This is a genomic window from Mesorhizobium sp. LMG17149, from assembly GCF_024518695.1.
Taxonomy (GTDB): Bacteria; Pseudomonadota; Alphaproteobacteria; order Rhizobiales; family Rhizobiaceae; genus Mesorhizobium.
On record NZ_JANIFL010000001.1, the window covers coordinates 154522 to 178920 of the forward strand.

21 protein-coding genes are annotated in these 24399 nt (G+C 58.0%); 15 read left to right on the plus strand and 6 right to left on the minus strand.

The window, feature by feature from the left end; genetic code table 11:
- The first annotated feature begins 2 nt into the window (after positions 1–2).
- Genes NP945_RS31920 through brxL form a run of 8 tightly spaced genes read left to right on the plus strand, consistent with a single transcriptional unit; the run spans position 3 to position 13929 of the window.
- A complete protein-coding gene (locus NP945_RS31920; protein WP_135899109.1) occupies positions 3–524 on the plus strand; it encodes a BrxE family protein in 522 nt (173 codons plus the stop codon).
- Complete coding sequence (locus NP945_RS00745; RefSeq protein ID WP_135899107.1) at positions 521–1309, plus strand: BrxA family protein; 789 nt, start codon at positions 521–523, stop codon at positions 1307–1309. Before NP945_RS31920 ends, NP945_RS00745 begins: the two co-directional genes overlap by 4 nt.
- Positions 1290–1865: a BREX protein BrxB domain-containing protein gene (locus tag NP945_RS00750; protein ID WP_256745317.1), complete on the plus strand. Its 576-nt coding sequence runs from the start codon at positions 1290–1292 to the stop codon at positions 1863–1865. Before NP945_RS00745 ends, NP945_RS00750 begins: the two co-directional genes overlap by 20 nt.
- A gap of 28 nt (positions 1866–1893) precedes the next feature.
- Positions 1894–5529, plus strand: a complete 3636-nt coding sequence (gene brxC, locus NP945_RS00755) for a BREX system P-loop protein BrxC (RefSeq protein ID WP_256745318.1) — start codon at positions 1894–1896, stop codon at positions 5527–5529.
- Entirely contained in the window at positions 5519–7414 is a 1896-nt protein-coding gene (locus NP945_RS00760; protein WP_256745319.1) for a BREX-1 system adenine-specific DNA-methyltransferase PglX, read from the plus strand. Before brxC ends, NP945_RS00760 begins: the two co-directional genes overlap by 11 nt.
- 2 nt (positions 7415–7416) lie before the next feature.
- Positions 7417–9324, plus strand: coding sequence for a BREX-1 system adenine-specific DNA-methyltransferase PglX (locus NP945_RS00765; RefSeq protein WP_256745320.1), 1908 nt, complete (start codon positions 7417–7419; stop codon positions 9322–9324).
- Positions 9321–11849, plus strand: a complete 2529-nt coding sequence (locus NP945_RS00770) for a PglZ domain-containing protein (RefSeq protein ID WP_135899096.1) — start codon at positions 9321–9323, stop codon at positions 11847–11849. The genes NP945_RS00765 and NP945_RS00770 overlap by 4 nt, the downstream gene beginning before the upstream one ends.
- Positions 11839–13929, plus strand: coding sequence for a BREX system Lon protease-like protein BrxL (gene brxL / locus NP945_RS00775; protein ID WP_256745321.1), 2091 nt, complete (start codon positions 11839–11841; stop codon positions 13927–13929). The genes NP945_RS00770 and brxL overlap by 11 nt, the downstream gene beginning before the upstream one ends.
- Before the next feature lie 31 nt (positions 13930–13960).
- On the opposite strand, the gene NP945_RS00780 is transcribed toward brxL, so the two are convergent.
- From NP945_RS00780 to NP945_RS00790, 3 genes are all read right to left on the minus strand, one after another.
- Positions 13961–14524, minus strand: a complete 564-nt coding sequence (locus NP945_RS00780; protein ID WP_256745322.1) for a hypothetical protein — start codon at positions 14522–14524, stop codon at positions 13961–13963.
- Between the two features lie 166 nt (positions 14525–14690).
- Positions 14691–15392 carry an RES family NAD+ phosphorylase gene (locus NP945_RS00785; RefSeq protein ID WP_135899092.1) on the minus strand — a complete coding sequence of 234 codons (702 nt, stop codon included), beginning with the start codon at positions 15390–15392 and terminating at the stop codon, positions 14691–14693.
- 6 nt (positions 15393–15398) lie between these two features.
- Positions 15399–15794: an MbcA/ParS/Xre antitoxin family protein gene (locus NP945_RS00790; protein ID WP_135899090.1), complete on the minus strand. Its 396-nt coding sequence runs from the start codon at positions 15792–15794 to the stop codon at positions 15399–15401.
- 149 nt (positions 15795–15943) lie between these two features.
- Between NP945_RS00790 and NP945_RS00795 the strand changes: the two genes are divergently transcribed.
- Genes NP945_RS00795 through NP945_RS00810 form a run of 4 tightly spaced genes read left to right on the plus strand, consistent with a single transcriptional unit; the run spans position 15944 to position 18411 of the window.
- Positions 15944–16645 (plus strand): multiubiquitin domain-containing protein, encoded by a 702-nt coding sequence (locus NP945_RS00795; protein WP_256745323.1) that lies wholly within the window; start codon positions 15944–15946, stop codon positions 16643–16645.
- Complete coding sequence (locus tag NP945_RS00800; protein WP_256745324.1) at positions 16642–16971, plus strand: hypothetical protein; 330 nt, start codon at positions 16642–16644, stop codon at positions 16969–16971. The genes NP945_RS00795 and NP945_RS00800 overlap by 4 nt, the downstream gene beginning before the upstream one ends.
- Entirely contained in the window at positions 16968–17483 is a 516-nt protein-coding gene (locus tag NP945_RS00805; RefSeq protein WP_256745325.1) for a hypothetical protein, read from the plus strand. Before NP945_RS00800 ends, NP945_RS00805 begins: the two co-directional genes overlap by 4 nt.
- Positions 17470–18411 carry a ThiF family adenylyltransferase gene (locus tag NP945_RS00810; protein ID WP_256745326.1) on the plus strand — a complete coding sequence of 314 codons (942 nt, stop codon included), beginning with the start codon at positions 17470–17472 and terminating at the stop codon, positions 18409–18411. Before NP945_RS00805 ends, NP945_RS00810 begins: the two co-directional genes overlap by 14 nt.
- A 183-nt stretch (positions 18412–18594) precedes the next feature.
- Here NP945_RS00810 and NP945_RS00815 read toward each other — a convergent pair whose 3' ends face one another.
- Both NP945_RS00815 and NP945_RS00820 read right to left on the minus strand, forming a co-directional pair.
- Positions 18595–19548: a hypothetical protein gene (locus NP945_RS00815; protein ID WP_256745327.1), complete on the minus strand. Its 954-nt coding sequence runs from the start codon at positions 19546–19548 to the stop codon at positions 18595–18597.
- A complete protein-coding gene (locus tag NP945_RS00820) occupies positions 19545–20201 on the minus strand; it encodes a hypothetical protein (RefSeq protein WP_256745328.1) in 657 nt (218 codons plus the stop codon). Before NP945_RS00820 ends, NP945_RS00815 begins: the two co-directional genes overlap by 4 nt.
- 216 nt (positions 20202–20417) lie before the next feature.
- Here NP945_RS00820 and NP945_RS00825 point away from each other — a divergent pair, with 216 nt between their 5' ends.
- The 3 genes from NP945_RS00825 (at position 20418) to NP945_RS00835 (ending at position 22528) form a co-directional block, all read left to right on the plus strand.
- Complete coding sequence (locus NP945_RS00825; protein ID WP_256745329.1) at positions 20418–21218, plus strand: DUF3800 domain-containing protein; 801 nt, start codon at positions 20418–20420, stop codon at positions 21216–21218.
- Between the two features lie 175 nt (positions 21219–21393).
- On the plus strand, positions 21394–21861 hold the full coding sequence (locus tag NP945_RS00830) for a hypothetical protein (RefSeq protein ID WP_256745330.1): 468 nt from the start codon (positions 21394–21396) through the stop codon (positions 21859–21861).
- A gap of 10 nt (positions 21862–21871) precedes the next feature.
- Positions 21872–22528, plus strand: a complete 657-nt coding sequence (locus NP945_RS00835; RefSeq protein WP_167508318.1) for a DUF2971 domain-containing protein — start codon at positions 21872–21874, stop codon at positions 22526–22528.
- A 592-nt stretch (positions 22529–23120) separates the two neighbouring features.
- Here NP945_RS00835 and NP945_RS00840 read toward each other — a convergent pair.
- Entirely contained in the window at positions 23121–24326 is a 1206-nt protein-coding gene (locus NP945_RS00840; RefSeq protein WP_256745331.1) for a glycosyltransferase family 9 protein, read from the minus strand.
- Between the last annotated feature and the right edge of the window lie 73 nt (positions 24327–24399).

Consider the following 24399-nt stretch of genomic DNA (forward strand, 5'->3'; position numbering starts at 1 on the left):
ACATGGGTAGCATCTCCAAATCAGACGAACTCATCGAGACGCAGACTATATCTCTGCGACTAGCGGTTGGCGCCCTTGGGGAACGGGACAATGCTGGATGGTGGCAGTCGGGCTTCATGTCGACGACGAGTTCTGCGTTTCTTATGCCGGTGTTTGGGTCGAAGTCGTGGCAGACACGGTACGAAGGCGTTGTAGAGTCCGCGAGGCGTGTGCATGACGAGCGCATAGGTGTCGGGCGTGCCTTTCACCCCTTTCGCCTCCCAGAAAACATGGAGCAAAGGCTCTTCGACCGGGTGCAAACGATGCGTCAAGAGTTGGTGGACGAAACCATTTCCGCCGACAAGGCCAGAGCTACGCTCGAACGGCTCGCGGAACACGCGGTCACGGCGAGATCAGGCCCGGCATTGGTGGGGGCGGCTGCGATGCTTGACGAGCCGGGTTGGATAGCAGAGCTCGCGTCGTTGTATCTTGCAGCGTTCTCCGCGGGTGTTCAGTGTTTCCCTTATTTCACTGGCGCACGATGAATAATGTGCCGAAGTATACAACTCAACTCCAGGCGGGGCTAGGCATTGTGCCTGAGACCTTGAAGCTGCTTGCAGTGTGGGAACCCAACATGACAGGCAACGATTTGGTCAAGACTGCCCTGGCCACAGGCGATTTTCCTGGCATGACGGCTCGCCGTCTGCGAAATCTGATTTTAGAGGCCTTTCGTCCAAGGTATTTGGTCGACAGCGCTATGCCCGCCCGGCTGCTGAAAGCTGTTTCCGGAACCATACCCAGGGAAGACTTCCGCTCACTCTGCTTCCTGTTCACCTGCCGAGCAAACATGGTCCTCGCTGACTTCGTCCGTGAAGTTTATTGGCCTGCTTACTCCTCAGGTGGAAGGTCGATTTCAAAGGCGGACTCGCTACGATTTGTCTCCTCGGCCGTGTCGGATGGGCGAACCACAAGCCGATGGTCCGAGTCTACAGTCATTCGCGTTGCAAGATACCTCTTGGGCGCGTGCGCCGATTTCGGCCTGCTTGGGCCTATGAAGGGTGGCGCAAGGGCCCTCAGCACATTTCGCATCACGCCAAATGTCGTTTCTGTCCTGGCTCATGATCTCCATTTTCGGGGGATTGGTGACAACGCGCTGCTCCGCAATACTGATTGGACGCTGTTTGGGCTTGAGCCGGAAGATGCATTGGGCGAGCTGAAACGCCTATCCTTGCGCGGTGAACTGATCGTGCAGTCGGCGGGAGGTATCACGCAGGTGTCGTGGAAACATAAGTCAATGGAGGAACTTGCCAATGTCCTCTCTGAAGGCTGACTTCGACGAGTTAATCCGCCGGGTTGAGGCAGGCCGAGAATTCGCGCATGCGAGCTTCGAGCCGATCTTCTATCTGGTCTTTCACCCGAACCAACTCCTCGAGGTGAAGCAACTCATGCCCGCTTGGACGTCCAAGTTGGCCAATGCGGGCTGGCAGGTCGAGACTTTTTCCATCGCCGAGCACATAGCCGACATCCTTGCTACGGCGCCGCTCCGCAAGGTCTGGCTTGAGGCCGACCGCAAGGATCCCCTTTCTTGGGGACGGACCAACACTGCGCTTGCCAACGCTCTCAATGCCCAGGGGCGCCTCCAGTCGCGGTTGGAGGAGCGGCTCAACGCCCTGCAGGGCCAGCCGTCAACCATCATGCTGGTGACGGATCTTCAGGCACTTCACCCATATCTGCGAATTGGGGCGATCGAGGCGCAACTTCAGGGCAAATTCCACATCCCCACAGTCTTCCTTTATCCAGGCACTCGAACAGGAAAGACGAGGCTGAGGTTTCTCGGCTTCTATCCCGAAGACGGCAACTATCGATCCGTGCACGTCGGCGGCTGACACAAGAAGACATTTGACAGGAAACGCTATGCCTCAGATCCGCACCCTCTTCGATACAGGCAAGGACATCCATCGCACCATCGAGAAGGTTATCACCTATCAGGCCTCCCAAGAGCAGCGCCTGCAGGCGGAGATCTCTGAATACATCGTCACTGAAAGCATAGAGCAGCAGCTGGAGCAGCTCTTGGAAAAGATGCAGGCAGCGATGGAAGCCGGCTCCAGCCACGAGATCGGCGTGTGGGTTTCCGGCTTCTATGGTTCGGGCAAGAGCTCCTTCACGAAGTACTTCGGCCTGGCCTTTGATGAACGTGTCGCGATAGGCGGAAAACCCTTTCTGCGGTACCTGCAAGACAGGCTCCATCGCCCGACAACCAAAGCCCTACTATCGAAGCTCGTGGCGAGTTTCCCGGCCGCGGTCGTCATGCTCGACCTAGCGAGCGAGCAGATCGCGGGCGCTTCCCTGGCGGAGGTTTCCACCGTCCTCTACTACAAAGTCCTCCAATATGCCGGCTATTCCCGGAACCTCAAAGTCGCCGCTCTTGAACGCCGACTCCGTAAGGAAGGCCGATATTCGGAGTTTGAGCAGGCGTTCAGCGTCGAAACCGGCGAGGAATGGGCCAACTACAGGAACGATGAGTTGGTTGTGGACAGCGTCGTTCCTCGGATCGCCCACAAGCTGTACCCCAACCTCTTCCGCACGGAGCAGACATTCACCACTGCCACCAGCGATACCATCTATCTGATGGACGACCGAGTTCAGGAGATGATCGACGTCGTGCGCGAAGCGTCGGGAAAAGAACACATCATCTTCGTCATCGACGAAATTGGCCAGTACGTAGGCAGCCAGCAGACCAAGATCCTCGATCTGCAAGGCCTAGCCCAGAACCTGAAGGACCTGGGTGGCGGAAAGGTGTGGATTGTCGGCACGGCGCAGCAGACACTAACCGAAGACGACCCCAGAGCGGCGATCAACTCGCCCGAGCTTTACAAGCTGAAGGATCGCTTCCCCATCACGGTCGCGCTTGAGTCGAGCGACATTAAAGAAATCTGCATACGTCGCCTCCTGGGTAAGTCTTCAGCAGGTACAACAGAGCTTGGCGTCCTATTTGACCGCCATGGGCAGGCACTCCGCCAGCATACCAAGCTGATAGATGCCAAGTTCTATGACTCCGGCTTCGATCGAGAAACCTTCACGAACCTCTACCCCTTCCTGCCGGCCCATTTCGACATTTTAATGCACTTGCTCGGCGCCCTTGCCAAGTCGACCGGCGGCATCGGTCTCCGATCGGCGATCAAAGTCATCCAAGACATCCTGGTCGAGGGAGCCGGGTCGCTGAAGCCCGTGGCGGACCGAGAAATCGGATGGCTCGCCACCACGGTAACGCTCTACGATGCTCTGGACAAGGACATCCGGCGTGCCTTCCCGTCGGTCCACCAAGCCGTCGAGAAGGTCCTCATTCGCTTTTCCGATGACGAGTTTTCCCAGGGTGTAGGCAAGACCGTCGCAATTCTCCAGATACTCAGCAATCTGCCGGTGACGATGGAAAACGTCGCCGCGCTGATGCAGCCTGCGATCGCCGCCGCTTCATTGGCGGACAAGGTAAAGGAGGCAGTAGACCGGCTGCTCAAAGACCCTATCGTCCCCCTGGGTGAGAAGGACGGCTCGCTCCGGTTTTTCAGCGAGAAACTAAACGACGTGGAGCAGGAACGGGCCCAGCTTGTTCCTCGCTCGCCCGATCTTCGGCGAGTCTTCAACGAGGCCCTAAAAGAGATATTCGAGCCGCTACCTAGTGTCAGGCTCCACGGATCGTTGTCGGTGACAACGGGGCTCAAACATCTGTCCGGCGGCCAGCAAACCTCCCTGGCCGGGGAACGGGAAACGGTCCAGACCGCCGTGTCGTTCGCTGATCCGACCGACTACGATGGAGAAAAAGGGCGCCTCACTAACGAGTCACGACACAAGTCGTCTGAAAGCTTGATCTACCTGCTTGCCAGACGATCCCATGAGGCCGACGACCTTGTCGCGGAAATTTGCCGCTGCCAACGCATCGCCGAATTGCACAGGCATGACCCAGATCAGGAGGTCAAAGAATACTGCCAAAGCCAGATCGATCGCGCGTCTCGTTTGACCTCTGAGCTTGCCCAAAAAGTCATTCGCGGGCTAACGAATGGATCCTTTGTATTTCGCGGTAAGGTCACGGCGGTAGACAGTCTTGACCCGTCCCTTGTCCCTGCATGCAAGAAGCATTTGGCGGAAGTGGCGGAGCGCGTGTTCGACCGTTATCAGGAAGCACCTGAGCGCGTCGGGACGGATCTCGCGGAAAAATTCCTCCGTCTGCCGAACCTGAGGACGGTCACATCGCAGATCGACCCTCTTGGCTTGGTCCATGTCATAGGCGGCAATCCAACCATCAAGACCGATCATAAGGGCCTCGTCAGCATCAAGGATTACATCGAGCGAAACGGCACGGTGGAAGGTAAGAAGCTGCTGGATGTCTTCTCAGATGCGCCCTTCGGCTGGTCACCTGACACCGTTCGCTACATGGTCGCCGCCCTCCTTATCGCAGGCGAGATGAAGTTGAAGGTTTCGGGCCGAGAAGTCACGGTGACAGGCCAGCAGGCCATAGAGGCGCTTAAGACCAATAATATGTTCAAGTCTGTCGGCGTGGCGTTGCGCAACGATCGACCCTCGATGGACGTTCTGGCTCGGGCTGCGCAGCGCCTGACCGACCTCTCCGGCGAGTCGGTTGTTCCGCTCGAGGAAGACATCGGCAAGGCAGCCCAGAAGCTCCTTCCATCACTGCAACATAAGCTTGCTCCACTAGAGGAACGGCTTCTGGCACTTGGCCTGGCCGGAGTGGAGACGGCGCGATCGGCAAACCGGCAGATAACCGACATGCTGCTCTCCGACGCTTCCGACGCCCCACAACGGTTCGGCGCGGAACAGTCGCCGCTTTATGAGGGATTGAAATGGGCCCTAGCCGCCAAGCTGGCCTTCGACCAAGGCATTGTGGAGACGATCAAGTCTCTTCGTGAACTGGAGCGCGGTATCGACGAGCTGCCTGGAACCGGCATCCCGAAAGAGCTTCGCGATGCAGCCCGCGAGGACCTTGATACCGTCGCTGACATGTTGGCTCAGGATGATTTCTTCAAGCGCAAGGCCGACCTCAGCACCCGCAGAACCGCCATCGAGGCCCGCGTGGCCGACGCGGTCAAAGCGATGAAGGCCTCTCAGGAGGCCCGCATCCGAGCCGCCGAGAACGAATTGTCTCTGCTCCCCGAATGGTTCGACCTAACCGCTGAGGAGCAATCCGGAACGCTTGCGGACATTCAGGCGCTGGCCATCGCGGCCAGTCCGGATATCATCGGGCTCAAACGGCTCGTGTCACGGCAATTCGATATTGACAGCGTTATTGCTGAGACAAAGGCCAAGGTCATTCAAGAAGGGAAGTCCCGCCGCCAGGCCGCGAAGTCCGCTTCTTTCCAGCAAGGTGGCTCGTCTAGTTTCCGGGAAAAAGGGCTGATGCAGGTGACTGTTCCTGCGCGCATTGCGACCTTAGCTGAGTTGGATGATTTGATTAGAGCCTTGTCTGACCTGCGTCGCGAAATAGCGGAAAACGAAATCGACCTTGTTGTCGCGAAGGACGGACCTCATGGCCTTTGACGACAAGACACGCGGTCGGTTGCAGCGCTTCGTGACCGATGCGCGATCCGTCCTCTTTGGCGAGTTCGCGCAGCAGTTCCAACAGGACTATGGCCTCGATCCACAGTCGGGCACGGTCGCCAGCCTTGACAGCCTTGGGCACCTGGATGACCGGCGGCTAGAAACGGCGCGTATCCTGCGCGAGATCCTAGACCACTATCTCGCCTCCTCGCCCGAACGGGGCGAGGATGCCCGCAAGGTCGCCCTTGACCGGATGGTGCGTGAGCAGGCCTTCACCACGCTGAACCGGCTCGTTGCGCTGCGGATGATGGAGGCTCGTGGGCTGCTCATCGAGTCTGTCGCCAAAGGCTATCAGTCCAAGGGCTTCCAGCTCTACCAGCGCGTCGCGAGCACGGCCCTCGGTGAAACCGGTGACGCCTACCGCGTGTTTCTGATGAGCCTGTTCGACAACTACCGGGCCGAACTCCCCGCCCTTTTCGACCGATACGCACCAACGGGCCGCCTTTTCCCTCGGGAGCCCGCATTTCTTGCGCTGCTTGAGCTGATTAACGCCACGGATATCGAGCCGCTGTGGGGCGAGGATGAGACGATCGGCTGGATCTACCAGTATTTCAATTCGAAGGAAGAGCGCAAAGCAATGCGCGAGGCGTCCCAGGCACCCCGCAGCAGCCGGGAGCTCGCCGTCCGCAACCAGTTCTTCACGCCGCGCTATGTCGTGGAGTTTCTGGTCGACAACACGCTAGGACGGCTCTGGTTCAATTGGACGGGTGGCCGGACCTCGCTGCGCGATCGCTGCCAGTATCTGCTGATAAAGCAGGATGAGGCACCCGTGCCGCTCCGCCGTCTGCGCGACCCTCGCACGATCAAGCTGCTTGATCCGGCCTGCGGCTCGATGCATTTCGGGCTTTATGCGTTCGACCTGTTCCAGGAAATCTACCTCGAGGCCTGGGATTGGGAAGAGGCGCATGGCCCAGGCGCGCTGGATACCGAGAGTGGCGGCGATTTTGATCTCGGGCCGCTGAGCCGGACTTATGCGGATAAGGACGCCTTCCTACGCGACGTGCCGCGGCTGATCATCGAGCGAAACATCTATGGCGTCGATATCGATCCGCGGGCAGCGCAGATCGCCTCGCTGGCGCTTTGGCTGCGCGCGCAGCGGGCTTGGCACGATGCGGGGGTCCGAGCGCAGGACCGGCCGCAGATCGGTCGGGGTCAGGTCGTTGCCGCCGTGGCGCCCCCGGCCGAGGTGGACCTGCGCAAACGACTCATGGATGAGCTCGACCCCCTAGATGCCGAACTTTTCGAGCAGACGCTGTTCATGCTCAAGGGCCTACCCGAGCTTGGTGTGCTGCTGCAGGTCGAAAAGGAACTGCCCGCGCTGATCCGCATGGTCTTTGGGGAGCATGGCGCCCTGTTCCGCTCCGAGGATATGGCGCAGTGGCAGAAGGCCGAGGCTCGACTGCGGGAGGCGCTGATCGACTATGCTCGCGCGGCACGATCCACATATCAGGGGCGACTTTTCGTCGAAGATGCCCTTCAGGGTTTACGGCTAGTCGACCACTGCCGAGAGGTGTTTGACGTGGTAGTGATGAACCCTCCATTCGGTGCATTGTCGGAAGGGACAAAGACACAATTGGCCAAAGCGTATCCGCGAAGCAAAAACGACTTACTGGCAATCTTTGTCGAACGCGGCTTGGCACTACTGCGGCCGGCCGGCCGGCTTGGCGCGATTACTTCACGTACCTGTTTCTTCCTCTCCAGTTTCCAGAAATGGCGTGAAGAGGTGCTGTTAGGGGTCGGCCGCCCGGAGGTCATGGCCGATTTAGGCCTTGGGGTAATGGATGACGCTCTTGTTGAAGCTGCCGCGTACGTGTTGGAGAAATAGTGGTGACGACGTTTCTTCGCTTACTGGCCGATCCAGACAAAGCAGGCAACTTGCTTGCAAGCTGCATTTCCCTGCGTCTTGGCGTCGACGATGAACGTGTTTTCGAGGTAGAGCCCTCGGCGTTTAAGAAAGTCCCAGGCGCTCCTTTCGCCTACTGGGCGAGCGAGAAGGTACGATCTGTTTTCAAGACCATTCCGGCATTTGAATCGAGCGGCCGATCTGCGCGACAGGGACTGGCCACCGCTGAAGACTTCCGATTCTTACGTTTGTCCTGGGAGGTCAAAGAGGGAGTTGAGCGGTGGGTAGGGTTTGCGAAGGGAGGCTCCTACACTCCATTCTACGCAGATATATACCTTTGCGTAAATTGGATGAATGGCGGAGCCGAGCTCAGGGTTTTTGCGGGCAGCGTAATTAGAAACCCAGATTACTATCTTCGCCCAGGCATAACTTGGTCGCTTAGAACCAAAAGCCGGTTGTCGATGAGGGCTTTGCCAAAAGACTGCATATATTCCCACAAAGGACCTGCCGCATTTCTTGAATGCGACGCGTCGGAAGAGATCCTGGCGCTCATATCGATTTCATCTAGCTCATCGTTCTACAGTCTAGTCGAGCTCCAACTCGCGGCTGCGGACCTTCGCGCTGGTGGTGCGGCTCACTCATTTGAAGTCGGCGTGATACAGAAAACGCCCGCTCCCTATCTAGGTAATGAAGAAAAAGTATTGCTCGCCGCATTGGCTCGCAGGGCGTGGTCACTGAGGCGCACCCTCGACACCATCGAAGAAACGTCCCACGCCTTCCACTTGCCGGCCGCTCTGCGCAGCCGCCTGGGTGACTACGACCCGCCCGCAATCGACGTTGAGTTGTCGGGACTGCAGGCCGAGATCGACGCCATCGCGTTCGACCTCTACGGATTTGACGAAGCGGATCGCGCCGCAGCGTTAAGGTCAGCCGGCATGGTTGACGAGGATGTCAGTGACGGAGCCGAGGCCCCAGACGACAGCGAAGACAATGGCAGCGCGACCCCTCTCGACCAGACAGCCGGCTTGTTGAGCTGGGCGGTCGGCGTGGCCTTCGGCCGCTTCGATTGGCGTCTGGCAACTGGCGAGCGTGCCCCACCGCCCGAGCCGGAACCCTTCGACCCACTGCCTGCGAAAAGCCCTGGCATGTTGCCTGATGGTGCGGCATCGTTCCACAGCCATGTCGGAATTCTGGTGGACGACCAGGGCCACCCGCATGATCTACTCCTGCTTAGCGAAGAAGTTCTCGCGCGCGTCGACGCTCCGGTGCCGGCCGATATACGCTCTTGGCTGCAACGCGATTTCTTCCCCCTCCACCTGAAGCAATACAGCAAAAGCCGCCGCAAGGCCCCGATTTACTGGCCGCTCTCGACCGCATCGGGGGATTACACCCTCTGGCTCTACTACCCTAGCCTGACTGCCCAGACGCTCTACACAGCCGTTAACGATTTCATCGAAGGACCCAATGGAAAGCTGAGCCAGGTCCGCAGAGACATAGCCAGCCTTCGTGACAAGGGCAGTGCCCGCTCGCGTGACGACGACCGGGTGTTGGAGACGCTACAGTCCCTAGAGCTCGAACTGAGTGAGTTGCGTGATCTGGTGTTGCAAATCGCCCCGACCTATCGCCCGAACCATGACGACGGCGTCCAGATCACTGCTGCGCCGCTGTGGGAGCTGTTTCGCAACAAGCCGTGGCAGAAGGTGCTGAAAGAGACCTGGGCCAAGCTGAAGAAGGGTGACTACGACTGGGCGCATCTGGCTATGGCTTATTGGCCCGAGCGCGTGCGCGAGAAGTGCAAGACCGACAAGTCGCTCGCCATCGCCCACGATCTGGAGCACCTCTACGTCGAACCAAAACCCAAGGCCCGCGGTAAGAAGAATATCAACTCATGACAATTGCAGGCTTTATTCGAGAAGAAATTTTCCTCCCCCGGTTGAGGAAGGCTTCGGTCCTGGTGGTCTACGATCCGGGCAGACGGTACCGCGAAATCTGCGAATCGTTGGCTGATGAAGGCACCGCGGTCATTGATGCCAGCACAAGCAGCATCGAGGCGCGGGAGGCCGCCATGCTGGCGCTGGCCTCGCTGGGGCAGCCAGGGCGATCGAGAACCCTCTTAGTGTACGTGCCTGCCAAATGCCCGGTCACCGACGAGGAACGGCAAACGGATCCCTACGCGGTCTACGCAGCCTGCGGAGCCATTTTCCCTGATGGAGATGGCGACGGGTATGAGAGCATCTGTCTAAAAGCCAAACCCGATCAGGCTACAGAGATTCGCCGGATGTTCGCTGAGAACTCTTCTCCGTCATTCGCGCTGATCGACAATGTCGGCGGAGGTCTTTCCTGGCCCACACTCAGGACACATCTGCACGCGGAGTCCGCACGCGAGATCATTCTTGCTCTCCTCGTACCAACCCCAAAGCAGGTGGAGGCAATGAGGACGGGCGACGGATGGGCACCCGAGGCAAGAGCCCTACTGGAGAAGTCGTTGGGCCTCAAGTTGATGACAAAGGCCAAGACTCTTTCGCCGATAGCCGACGAACTATGGCGCTTCCTGCTTTTCAGCGAGTTCGCCTTCGACCTTCCCGTTGCGCTGCCTGGCGCTCTGTCCAACGTCCCGAAGGCCACAGAGGCGGCCCGCCCCCTGGTAGAGCATCTTTGCGACACTCTTCGCAACGGCGCTTCGAGCCGGAACGAATACATCGCCCGCGCCGAGGCGGTGGAGGACGACCTAAATCTGCCGGAGGTCTGCACGGGCATTGTCGACCTGGGCATGCGTGACACGTTCCCCTTCGAAGAGCGGACTTTCCTGGCGGGCGCTGTGAATGCGCTCGTCACCGAGGACATCGACGGTGCCAAGGGTATTGTCTCCCGCCATGCCAGCTCTGTGTGGAGAAGCAAGGGCGAGAGCCAGGCACAATGGGGGTTGATCGAGACCGGCCTCAGGCTGGTTGAGGGATGTGAAGATGCTGACCGCGAACTGGCGGAGAACGCCCGCAGTCTCGACATGCTGATAGGCCATTATTCGACATCGCTGCGGGAAGTTGACCGACTGCATCGGGAGTTCGAGCAGGCTGTTGCAGACTACATACCCTCAGACGCCTCTCTTTCGGCCGCGGTAGATCATTGCCGCAGGCGGTACGCGAAACTGATTGAGAAGGTGCAATCGCTATTTTCCAGACAAATCGAGACGAGTGGCTGGCCCCCGCCGGGGCGCTTATCCAACCGTGATGTCTTCGACACCGTGGTCGAGCCGATGCTCAAAGAAAGCGGCCGCAGGGTGGCTCTGATCATGGTGGACGCGCTGCGATACGAGCTCGGCGTTGCCCTACACAAACAGTTGGCGGAGACTGAGCAAGCCGAGATCAAGGCTGTTTGCGCGCAACTTCCCACCGTCACGCCGGTCGGCATGGCCTCGCTTCTGCCAGGCGCGGGCACGGGGCTTCGGCTGGTTAAGGATGGAGACGGGTTTTACGTTGCCCTCAATGAAAGCAAGATGGCTTCAGTGGCCAACCGCATGGAGGTGATGCGCGCCCGCTTCGGTGACAGGTTTAGGGAAACACAACTGAGCGCGTTCATCAGGTCCAAAGGCGAGCTGCCGAAATCAGTCGAACTCCTCGTGCTTCGCACCGTCGACATTGATACCCACCTAGAGAATGCCCCGTCGGAGACGCTCACGACGCTCAACCTCATCCATCAGTCCCTTAAGGCCATCCGCCAAGCGGTGCACAAGCTCAAGAATGAGCATTTCTCGGATGTGATCGTCGCTACCGACCATGGCTTCATGCTGAATGCTCATGCCGAGGCTGGCGACGTCTGCTCGAAGCCTCCGGGCTCGTGGACCGTAGTCCATGAGCGCGCCCTTCTGGGCGAGGGTCAATCAGATGCCGCCAACTTTGTTCTCCCAGCCGAAAAGGCGGGCGTACGGGGAGACTTTGCCAAATTGGGGGGGCCGAGGAGTCTGGCGCCTTACCGGAAGGGATTACTCTATTTCCACGGGGGTGCATCGCTTCAGGAGGCAGTGGTTCCCTTGATCACTATCCGCCTCAAGCAGGTCAAGCAGCCACGGATCGCTGCGGCCAAGGTCGTGCTGTCTTACAAGAACGGCGCGAAGCGGGTCACCACACGGCTGCCGGTGGTCGACCTGGCGGTCGAAGGCGAGAACATGTTCTCGCTGGACGAGACCTTCGAGATACTCCTTGAGGCACATGACAAGAAGGGAGAGGTCGTTGGAGAAGCGAAGCGAGGTGGTCTTGCCGACGTCGCGACTGGCATCATTACAGCCAAGCCTGGTGTCAAGATCCAGGTTACGGTCAAGATGGCAATGGAGTTCGAAGGTAAGTTCGTCCTGAAGGCACTCAATCCGGTGACGTTGGCGCAGTATGCCTCGCTCGAACTGGAGACCGACTATGCAGTCTGACTATGTGATGGATGCCTTAGACACGAAGCTGAACGATGCCTTCGACGGAAAGGTCGTCCGCAAGGATCTCTTACACCGCATCAAGAAAGGCACGAATATCCCCACTTTCGTGCTCGAATTCCTGCTGGCTCGATACTGCGCCAGCAATGAGCCGGCGGAGATCCAGGCGGGTATGGAGGCCGTCCTTTCCACGCTCCAGGAAAATTACGTCCGTCCTGATGAGGCTAATGCTGCGCAGTCTCGCGTGGCAAGGACAGGCAAGCACAAATTCATCGACAAAGTGCACGTCCGCTACGTCGAAAAGGAAAAGCGCCATTGGGCGGCCATGGAGAATTTCGCCTCACAACGAATTGCCATTGGCGAGAAATTCTACAGGGACAACGATCGTCTCCTCGAAGGTGGTATCTGGGCCGAGGTGGTAATCGCTCACAATGATATCGACGCCGACGCTTATGCCTTTTATGTCGAAGATCTGCGGCCCGTTCAGCTAAGTCGGTTTGATTTCGCATCCTACGGCGAGGCGAAGAAAGCGTTCACTCGGGACGAGTGGATCGATGCGGTCCTCCGTTCGGTCGGCCTTGAGCCATCGAAGCTTTCGCATCGGGTAAAGCTGCATTTTATTGCTAGGCTTGCCCCGTTGGTAGAGCCGAATTTCAACTTCATTGAGCTCGGTCCCCGGGGTACGGGAAAGTCGTATTTCTTCAGCGAGTTCTCACCTTACTCCACGCTCATCAGCGGCGGACAGGCGACCAAGTCGGTTCTCTTTTACAACAACGCCCGGCACAAGATCGGGCTCGTGGGCTTTTGGGACACCGTTGCGTTCGATGAGGTGGGCGGGATCAAGATCAAGGATCCGGACACGATCCAGATCATGAAGGACTTCATGGCCAATGGCCGGTTCTCGCGCGGCGTGGAAGTGATCGCCGACGCCAGTTTGGCGTTTGTCGGCAACATCGACATGTCGATTGAGCAGATCGTCAACTCGACGGAGTACGACTTGTTCCAGCCTTTGCCCGAGCAATTTGACCTGGCCGTCATGGACCGCTTCGCCTGTTACCTGCCAGGCTGGGAAATGCCCAAGAACAGCAGCGCTTTTTTGACCGGGAGGTTCGGCCTTATCACCGACTACCTCGCCGAAGCCTTCCATTATCAGCTCAAGCACAGCAACCGCTACGAGGAGGTCAGCAAACGGGTAAAGCTGGGATCGGCTGTCGAGGGCCGTGACGAAAAGGGGATCAAAAAGACGCTTTGTGCGCTGCTTAAGATCCTTCACCCGACCGACAGCCCGACAGATGAGGAATTCGACGAGTACGTGGCTTACGCGGTCGAATGTCGTCGTCGCGTGAAGGAGCAAATGAACAAGCGCAAGCCGGACGACGAATTTGCAAAGATTGAATTGTCATTCGTTGACCGCAACGGCAAGGAGGTCGTCGTCCATTGCCCCGAAAGCATCGGTGCGTCCGCGACGCTAGAACCCGCCCGGCGCCGGGCTCGACCGAATGCCGACGCGGTGATTGACCAGCAAGAGTTCGCGCAGAAACCCGAGCACTCACCGGCTCCACCAGCCGAAATCCCCACGCGTTCTCAGGAAGAGGAAAGCCCCTCCGAACGGCACTACACGATTGCGTATGGTGATACGGGACATTCCTACGACACGATTTTCGGTCCCTACCTGCCTGGTGCAAAATCGGTGGTTGTGGAGGACCCATATCTCCGCATGCCACACCAGATCGCCAACTTTGTGCGGTTCTGCGAGACCGTGGTCAAGGCCGACACAGTCAGGAGTATCACTCTGATTACTTCCTATGATGACCAGACCGACATGGTGGGGCTGCAGTCCAAGCTTGAGGAATTAAAGCAGAGCTTGCTGGAGTACGACGTGGCACTAAAGATCAGTCTGAACGAAAAGATGCACGACCGGGAGGTCAAACTTGACAACGGCTGGACGATCAAAATCGGGCGTGGTCTGGATTTCTATCAAAAACCTGAGGGCTGGTATGCTATCGGCGCGACCGACGTCAGCTTGAGACGCTGCCTGGAGACGAAAGTCGACGTGTTCCGGGGCCCTCTGCAGCAATAGGAAATAATGGCAGGGGATCTTTGGCGCCGCACTACTCTTCGGCGGGATCGGTCGTTTGGAAACTAACTCCCTGAATCCAGCGGGCTCGTTTACTCCGGCGTTCGTGCATGGCCAGGAACAGCGATCGTCCGCTGTTGACCAGAGCAAGTGCGTTGCTGGCAAACAGCGGTGACACGCGAAGCCACGCTGTCCAGCGCGGCTCACCGCGCACCTTCTCGATGAGTCCCATGCCTGAGGGCGGGTTGTAAATAGGGATCTGCCTGCCGCGGTAGGAACGAAACTTCAGCGATCCATGTTCGTCGCGTGCTTGTACGTCTCTGACCGTTGCCCCAATGCGCCGGCGGTCCGAATTCGATCCATAGATCGTCAATTCATAAGCTTCGCCGGCCCGGCTCTCTGGATAAGTCGCCACGCCGGCCAGCGTCAGTTGGGTTGTGATCCGGTATAGAGGGGCGTCATCATCTAAATCCCAAGCATACTGGGGCTGATAAATCTCGGGTTCGATGCGAGTTTCGACGCTTGCCTCGCAATGGTCCACTTTGATGGCAAGATGCGTGTGTTCGTCTTCGGGCTGACGCTTCCTCCTGTGGGGCATCGGATAATCCACCTGTCGAGATCGCGCGATCGATCATAATCCTGATATAGTCCTCTTGAAGGCGGAAGCTTTGATTGAGGCGCGCCAGACGGCATTCGCACGTTCGGCAAGACAGGGCGGCAAAAGCAGATTGCGACAGGGCCGCCCAGTAGAGGCATGGGCGCTGCTACGCTGCCGCTTTAGGTGCGGAGAATAATTCACTCCGATCAATGTCCGCATTCGAGGAAAAATCAAAGATTCTGTTGATCTCGCTCCCATTCCACCTGAAACGGAAGTGGGCGCCTTGAGTTGCCTTCTCGACCAACACCTCGGATGTAAAGACGCAGACGAAGTCATGACCGGGGAGCTCGGTCATGTGGTGGACGATACCCTGCGCACCATTCTCGAATAACTCCTTCCCGAGCAGACGTCGGGCCTTTTGTGAGGTATCCGCCGGCAGGCCGCGCAGATCTACGAACTCGCCTTTGATGCGATGCGAGAGCATTCGCATATCGACACCGCATGCAAGCTCGTCCGTTTGCGAAAGAAATTGCTCGCGCCGCAGAACGGCGCGAGCGAGTGCCGCCCTTTCATCGACGGCGAGTTCCATGACCGAGTAGGGGGCCGGAAGAAAGTAGCTTCCTTCCGGCATCGGGTAAGAGAAGGGAGCATGGTTCCAATTCTGCAAGCGCGTTGATCCCGAGTCTGACGAAATGTCGCCACCTGTGATGCGCGACTTCGCCGTCAGTCTAGGATTTGTCACTGCCTCGAGTTCGGCCGCGAATGCTTGCATCTCGCGACCTCCGAACCGTTCGTAGATATCGATGGTAGGATATTTCGACGGGATCAATCGCCGATACAGTCCTTCAATCGGGATCTTGGGATGCACTGGAAGTTATCCTCCGCGCTGAGCGTCGACATATTGTCGGACTCTAATGATTTCACTCAATTTTCCGGTCATCATAACTTCAAGAACTGACGCCCCTTCGAAATGTCTATTGGGTTTTCTGATCCATCCTACAGCCTGCTCTTCCGAGTCTAAGAGTATCCGCAGTGCCTTATAGATAGATCCGAGATGGGAAATTCTTTCCTCAGTGTCTGCGGAAACATCGCCTCCATCCTTCCGCCAGCGGAAGTACGTAGATCGAGCGGGAGAGCCAAGAAGTTTCATTTGCTGTTCTGTTGTCAGGTTCCAGATTTCGGCCAGGATGAAGAAGAAGCTTAGCGGGGTGGGTGTCTGAGAGTTGGGTGCGGGAGCGTTGTCGGGTTTGGATTTTGCATGGGTTTCCATCGTCTCCTCAAAGTGTCAAATCGGACTTGATTTGTCAGATCGGTCCGATTAGGGTCAGTCTCAGAACGGACTGAGTCGTAAGTATCCGTCTCTAATGGGATGACGTCAAGTCTTGAGGCGCTGATTGGCGCACTCGGAAAGGAAACCTTATGGCTACCTCAGTGGAAGGCGGGTCGGTGCGGCAGGACAGCGACCTCTTTGAAATCGAAATCGGAGATCACGATTTTGAGTTTACGTCAGTGCAATTCGGGGACGCGGCTGTAACGGGGGCTCAGGTCTCCATGGCGGTGGGAAAGCACCCGGTCGAGGACTTCGTAGTCCTGCGGCATCTCAAGTCTGGCGAGCTTGAAACGTCGCGTCCCACGGAAACTTCCGCTCTCAGCAAGAACGGCTTCAACCGGTTCTTCGTCGTTCGCGGCGGTCAGACTAACCGCTTCTTCGTCGAAAGCCTGTCAATGGAATGGCCGCGCAACAAGCTTCTGGCGTGGCAGGTCAAGTTCCTGGCGGGTGCAGGTGAGGAAGAGTCTTTGGTGATGGAACGCGACGGCGCCGATCATGTATTCGACGACTCCGATGAGGTGGATGTCGGCGGGAGGGATGTGGAGCGATTTAAGCTCCGCAGGCGCAAAAAGACCGTCACCGTCATCTACGGCACCGACAGGGAATTCGAGCTCGAACGGCGCATCTACACCACCGAGGAGTTGATGGGGGTGTTCGGCGTGCCCGAGGGTTACCGGCTCGACCTTATCGGCTCGGACGGTACGTTCCACGAGATGGCTCCAGGTGAGCGCCTGAAGATTCGCGAGGGCATGGAGTTTGGTTCGCACCCGCCGGTCGGACAGTCGTCATGACACGGCAGTCGGGTATAGCCGCGCTTCGGCGGGTCAACCGGTTCGCGGAGCTCTGGGACGACGTTGGCGGCCCCCTGGTCTTTCTTCCGGCGATGAAAGTCGTCCACGGTGGCGAGGTGGCTACCGTGGACTGCCTGTTGGCTCCTCGGGCGCACACCAGCTACACCACAAGGCTTTTCCTGTCCCAGCCTTTCCCTGATCGCGGGCAAAACTGGACTGTCCATCAAATCATGGGACGCGCATGGCATACGATGTCGTATCAAAACGTGCCGGCGTCGCTGCCTTGGACCGAAATCCTTGCCAACCATCTGGCGGTGCTGCGATGAAAATCCTCGTAAAGATCTCCGGCGGTCTGCTGGATCGCGTTCGGGAGGACCTCCAAAGGCCCCACCATTTCGCGCATGAGCGTGTAGGCTTTTTGACGGCAGGTGTGGCCGCCTGTCGAGACGGCCTGCTGTTGCTGATCCGAGGCTATTTGCCGGTCGATGATGGGGACTACGAGCCTTCCCGGGCTGTCGGTGCACGTATAGGGTCAAACGCGATGCGGAAGGCCGTCCAGGCCGCGTATCGCCCTCAGTCGAGCCTCCTCCACGTGCACACCCACGGCGGGCGTGGCGTACCACGTTTCAGCGGCGTCGATCTAGAGAGTGCCAAGGACTTCGTTCCAGCCTTTTTCCAAACGGTGGCGAAAATGCCCCACGGGTTGCTCGTCTTGAGCGACGACGCCGCAGCCGGAAATCTGTGGCTGGATCACTCAAAATCCGTCCCGATCAACAGGTTTTTTCGTGTCGGGCGATCGCTCACTGATCAATGGAGGTCGGACTATGAGCTGGCTTGACCGTCAGTCGTTTCTCGGCGCCCAAAGCGAACGTCGGCTGGGCGAAACCACCATCGGTTTGGCGGGTTGCGGCGGTGGAAACTCGCACGTTGCTCAACAATTGGCTCACGCAGGTGTCGGCCGGTTCGTATTAGTCGATGACGATCTGATCACGCTGAGCAACCTGAACCGTTTGATCGGTGGCACCTGGATCGACATCCAGAGAGGCACGGCGAAGGTCGAGGTCATGAGGCGCATGATCCTGGCGATTAATCCTCGGGCCCGTGTTAAAGTCTACCGGTCGAAGTGGCAGTTGGCCGGCGAGGCGCTGAGCACCTGTGACGTTATTGTCGGCGGGCTCGACAGCGTCAGGTCGAAGGATGAGCTCGACGCTTTCTGTAGGCGACTGGTCATTCCGTACATTGACCAAGGGATGGATGTGCATCACCTCGGCGACACGGGTGGCTATCTGGTTGCGGGACAGGTCGTCCTGTCACAACCCGGAAGCCCCTGCCTTCGCTGTCTTGGGATCGTAACCGAGGGCGCATTGGCTGAGGAAGCTCGGAACTACGGTGCTGCCGGTGGGCGTCCGCAGGTCGTTTGGCCAAATGGTGTGCTCGCATCCCTGGCCGTAGGCTTGGCCGTTCAACTCGTTGCCCCTTGGCAGAGGCGGCAGCGGCTCGGAGCATATCTCTCACACGACGGGAATACCGGGAAGGTTGTCGAGGCGCCGCGGTTCATGCGCCAGTCAGAACTCGTATGCTCACATTATCCGCCGTCCGCCGTCGGCGACATGACTTTCGACATTCGAAAGTTCAGGGTAGCAGCGGCGGACGGGAAGCTGCGGGCTAAACACTGGGCGTCGAGGCTGTTCGGGTTGTTGAGATCCAGGCTGCTGCGTCGCAGGCAGCTGAGCGTTCGTCACAGACGCGCATCTGACAGGCGGTAGGCGCAACCTCGCTGGCAGCTTTGCGCCCAAACTTGCCGTTCCGAGAGTCTTACGCTTCTCCACGCGCACTCGGTGGCGTCTCCATCGAGGCTGTCGCACAGCAACTCCCACGGGCAGGCACCTGCCGCGCGACGAAATCGTCTCTTACCGCGACGATACGTGTCCCTCGCCGAGCGGCGCCGTTCAGCGTTCGTTGTTGTCATCCTCATATCCGGAATAGTCATCTTCCGGCGCATAATATTCGGAAGCGTCGTAGACTTGCGTTTTCTTGTAGCGATCGCTCAAGCCAACCACCGCGAGACGCGACAGGCCGTTTATCTTGAGCCCGCACGCAACGCATTCGAACCGGCCAGGCAGAAATTCCTGGGTTTCGGTGATCTCGCCGTCGCTCAGCCGTTGCTGAGGCTCGGAGACCGGTTCGCCCCAAACGAGTGCCTGGGAGGTGCAGGCGGGACAATCGACGCGATGGCCGGCATGGCGCGTGGCCCAGACCGCTGCCTGTGTGACCAGTGTGTCGCGCTCTTCGCTGGGCTTGGCGAGCCAGACCTTTTTGTGGGCATCGACTTCGCCCTTCACCGCCTTCGCGCTTTCGTCGACTGCGGCGGCGATCAATTTCGTCGCGACATTCGCCTCATTCTTCCCGAGGAAATCCTCAAGCGTCGCACCCATCGAGGCGAGGAGAATCTCACAGGTTTGGTAGAAGCGCGGCTGCCAGGACGATCCCTTTACGCCGTCGAAGGCAAGCTCGCCGGAATGAAGCTCGGCGTTACGGCGACCCGTGTGCTGGACGCCGAAGCTTTCATGCTCTTTGGCGAAGTCCCGGAGGATGGCAGTGAGCCGCTTGAAGACCTCGCTGACGGCGATCGATTTTGGCGCGAACCGCTCCTCCGTGGGCGTGAAACCCAGCGCGTGATACAAGCTTGACCAGCTCTTGTCGGTGTCCGCGATCAGGGCGGGACTGACATTGGCGAGCGCGGCGCGGGCGAGAAATTCCAGCGCAAGGCTGGACCACAGGGCATATTCCCAGTCGTCGCTGTCGAATCCGCTCATATGCTGGATGTAGCGCTCTGCCTTGAGATAGAGCGCGTCCGGATCGCATGAGGCCGGCGTCGCGCCGGGTGAAATCGACTTCTTCAATGCAGCGCCTCCAAATACACGCGCTCGATCGCCCGGCTTTCGCGTCCTGGAAGGATCGGGGAGCGGGCATGCAGCATCCGCCAATTGTCGATTAGGAGCGTGTCGTGAGTTTGGGCCAGCGACAGCGCGGTCGGTATGCGTGTCGAAAGCCACTCGCGAACACGGAGGTCGGCGACTTCGCCAATCCTGCTCGCCGGTTTCAGGAAGACCTCGTCCCAGCGAATCCGAACGACATCTTCGACAGGCTCGCAGAGGCGGAGGAGCGAAACGCTCCCGTTGCGCGGTCGGCGCGGTTTGAAGATGGCACGAGCCAGAATGTCGAGGGTGACGGCGTCGATGAGATCGTGCCCGTCGATCATGAGCGTCGGCACATCGGCATAGCCGGTGATGCAACGCAAAAGGAGGTAGCGCGGCGGCGTGCGCCAGTGGGCGAGATCCGAATGGAACGGGAAATGATCGAGGCCGTAAATGCCACTATAGCTGTTGGGCGCAGCCTCGGTCCGCGGCACGAGCGTCTGGACGAGTCCATTTTCCCACGGGACCAGAGGCTTGCCGAAATGCTCTGCGATCTCGACGATGCTGTGCTTCGCCCGGTAATTGGCAAAAAACTTGTAGCCAGTCTTGCTGATTTCATCATTTATTTTTTGTGGCATGCTTGGCTCGTGTCTGGCGCAACGCAACATCTTTAAGTCATCTGTACTCCCCATTCCCCGCTTCGATGGTGTAGGGGTCGGGGGATCAGACTTGCAATTTGCAGCACTTTTAATGCAGGTCGGTGCTTCACCTTCACCATAAGATTCATCATCCCCGCCAATCAACTGGTATCGGGACGAGTTCATGCCGTAGGGCTAAGGATGGGACTAAGTTGCATGCATGTGGCAATCGACGACACATACGGTCCAGAGGCGATCACCCCAACGAAATACGTCACAGGTGCCAGACGAACCTACGTCGCCGTCGAATTTCCCGACGCTCAAGTTGCTTACATACGGCAAAATATCCGGGATTGTGTAACGTGGCTGGAGGCAAAACTGGGCACCTCTCTCTTAGAGTTCCATTTTAGCGAAATCTATAATCGGCGTGGCGCTTGGAAATCGTGCCTGAACGGCGAGAATCTGCGTGTCGTCAGCTTTTTCGCGGAGCTATATCAGCTCCATCGATGGCGAGTGCATATCCAGACCGTAGATGAGCGCACATTTTCGGATCATAACGTCGATCCTGCAGGCATCGCCGACGGAATTGACCTGTGTGAACGAGACGGTCAAGCTTTGTTTCTTCTGCTTTTGAAGGTAAGAGACGTGTTACCGCCGCCCCCTGAGCGCATCGTGATGCGGATCGATGCTGGTAGATCCAAACCGGGTTCCTTGCTTGCACCGAGGATTTTCCGCCGCTGGGCAGGCCTGTACGATGGCAGATATGAATTCTCGCATGCCGACCCGCTGATACAGGTAGCAGACTTCCTTGCCTTCTCCATCAATCGCAGCACGCACTTAGCCACTAAGCCAACCATCACCAAAATTGACCAAGAGTTTCTGGATATGGTCGGTAATATGGGAATCCGATCCAGCGATATCATTCGGGTAGGGTCCACGATTGCCTCGATTAGGCAAGACCTCGACATGGCGCATTCTGAAGACCGGATCGCCAAAGGACTCGAGAATCCCGAGTAGGGGCGTTGCTGCGTTTCGAGTGGGGAGCGGACAGGCCGCTTTAGTTATATCGACATCAGCTTCGCGTCAGAAGCGGGCTAATCCCAGGATCATGTTGTCCCCTTGCACTGCTTCCACCACGACGAGTATCACCATGTCGGGCGGCACCAACGGCAAGTTAGTTTAGGGGTGAAGCGTGGACGAGCGATTTCGGCAAATGGCGGAAAGCCTTCACCCATCATTTGAACGTCTGATGGCGATGGGGCCGCTTCGGGGCTCAGCGCCCAGCCGGGCGACTACTCCCAAAAGCGGCATCTATCTTTTCAGCGAGGGTAGCAAGCATCTCTACGTAGGACGCTCAAACCGGATTGCCGAGCGGTACCGACTCCATTGTGGGCCATCGGCCAAAGAAAATCAGGCTTCCTTCGCGTGGAAGCTCACCGCTGAAGTTATGGAACACAAGGCCACTTATCGGAAGGGCGAAGGGCGCAAGGACAAAATCCTCATCCCGGAATTTGCGGATGCATTCCGGCTCGCCAAGGAGCGCATACGTGCAATGGAATACAGGTTTGTCGAGGAAGCCGACCAGACCAGACAAGCCTTGCTTGAAGCCTATGTCTGCATCGCACTGGGGACGCCGTATAATGACTTCGACACCCACTAGTGACGTGTCAATGGTTCGGTTGTACCGATTCCTCAATGCTGAATTTGGCCTCCGATCGCTCGTTGACAAGCGCCTGCGCGTCGGTCGGATCGAGGAGCTGAACGACGATTTCGAGTTCATCGGCGTGGCCACCGACGTTCGGCAGGAGCGAATAGCCCTGCGCCACACGCGAAGGCAATTGAGCGCGGGCAACGGCGTCCTATGCATGAGCAAAGGGTGGGAAAGTCCCCTGATGTGGGCGCACTATGGCGACAGTCACAAAGGGATGGCGTTGGGTTTCGACGTGCCCGCCAAGCTTTATCCGGCTGTGGAATACGTCGAGAAGCGTCCTTCCCGCGAGGAGATGGGCCTCGATGGTGTAGACAACATGTCTGAAGCCACCATGGAACGACTCATCAAGATGAAGGCCAAGGGCTGGGAATACGAGCAGGAACACCGCGCATTCGTGGGCCTGTCCGACGGTATCCTCCTGCACGGAACCGAGCACTTCTTTGTGGACTTTGGGCCTCAGCTCGTCCTGAAAGAAGTCATCGTGGGCTCCCGTTTCAAGACGCAGCGCTCCGAGGTGATGCGCCTGGTCGATCCCAGGGTAGACGTGTTCATGGCACGCGGGGATTTCGAAGACTTCAAGGTCGTGCGCCAGCAAATGGAGAGCATGTGGCCCTAAGGCCTCTGCTCTTAGCTTCGTCCAGCTCGGGCGTGAATGGCCGAGTGACCGCTCTGGGCCAGAAACGGCCATCGAGAGAGGGGAGCGCCAATGTCCGCAATGAGATCGGAACCGGACCCGGTCATAGAGCGCTGCCCGGCGGCTTACCGACCTCAATCCCGGAAACCGGACAGTCCATTCCGGGCCCCTTTAAACCATTCCGATGCTGTGACGTTGGCAGCGGCACGGTTGAAATTTCGGCCCAGGTTAGCCGGTCGATCGCTATCGATTGGTCTTGGCCAGGCATCGAAGAGTTTCTGACATGGCTCGGGTCGGTGAGACAACCTCGACGAAAAGCATAAGGATTGTGAAGTGGCCTTTCTGTCCCACTCCTAAGGTGGGCCCCTGAAATGGTTCAATTCTTACACCCCGGCTAGGGGCACCATCCTTCACTCTTCGAGCTTCGGGTGGGACAATTAGCCTGTGTTTGTTTTGGGATCCGCTTGTGCGCGGCAGCGCCGGCGTTGCGTTCCCGGTTGGCCTTTTCGTGTATCGTGGTCTGCTGTTTCCCATGCTAACGCTTGCCGGCCCTTGTTCGCCCGCAAGTGCCCCTTCAGGCTGATCGGCGCTTTTCGCTCAACAAAACTTGCAGATGCGGTAACGCCGCATGCGCCACCGCCTTGGGTGGTTGCGTGAACATGCAAGGCGGTTCCGCAGCGCCTAGAAGGCAGGTCTTTTGCCAATCCAATGTAAGCGACCAACAACCGCCGCAGACACGCGGGGCAATATTGATATTGTTCGGGTAGGCGTAATAGCCGATCGGCGTTGGACCGAAAACGACACAACACGGCGTCCCTACACAGCTTGCGATATGAACAAGCCCTCCCTCCATGTCGAAATGCATGGACGAGTTCGCAAGAACGGAGGTGATTTGCGGCTGTGTTGTCTTGGAAGAAAGGTTGTAGTCGGCCGAACTGAGGGTGCCTCCTACCACGCCGACTTGGACAACCGGAAGATCCGGCAACTGCGCCTTCACCTCTTTCACGACATCATCCAAGAACGGATAATCTCGCGTAGCTCGAGGGCGACCCGACTCCTCGCTGAAGGAATTATGGACGGTAATGTAGGGTTTATAGTCCAGTCCCAAGCTTTGAACCAAGGACGCATCCTCAGGTAACGGATATTGATGGCCGCCAAAGGGCACACCGCTGACATGGTTCAGAAAGGTGTCTCGCCTCACGTTCTGAAATTGGGCTACAAGTGCTGGATGGAAGTCCAAATGAGGATGCGCATCGGTCGCATGCGAAAACATCTTCCGATACGGTGCGATGCTTTGCAGCATTGCTGAAAGCGCCGGCCACCGTTCGGCAGCGGCAGAACTCATGTGCACAAGATCTACGGTGTGTGTGAGCTGCAGGGCAAGAAGATATCGATGCGTGACCCACGTAAATACGCGTTTCGGAGCTTCAATGAAAGTTACATCCGGTAGAGGCTCGTAAAGCCAGTCCACTCCGCCCGTTACGGAATAGACGTCGATTTTTGCGCGGCCAAAGTGGCTCAGCAGATCGCGAATAAACCGGACGGCCACGATATGGTCGCCCATGCCGCCTGTTACACGAATGGCAATGCTGTCTCGTCGTTCTACGTTGATCGCTAGATGAAGTGCTAACGCCGCATTCTTGAAGCCGTTGCGCGTCCTGCGTGAGAAGCGCGTAAGGCCTCGATCTTGCCTACTCATGGCGATTCCTAAGCTTTGACGTTGAACATTCTTCCAAACGGTATCTACGCCGCCGCCGCTCCAGATGCTATCCAAGGGCATGGAGCGCTCGGCGATGCAATGATCGAGCCGGGACTGATGGCGAGGAGACCTGCGGCAGCCATTTCATTTTTCA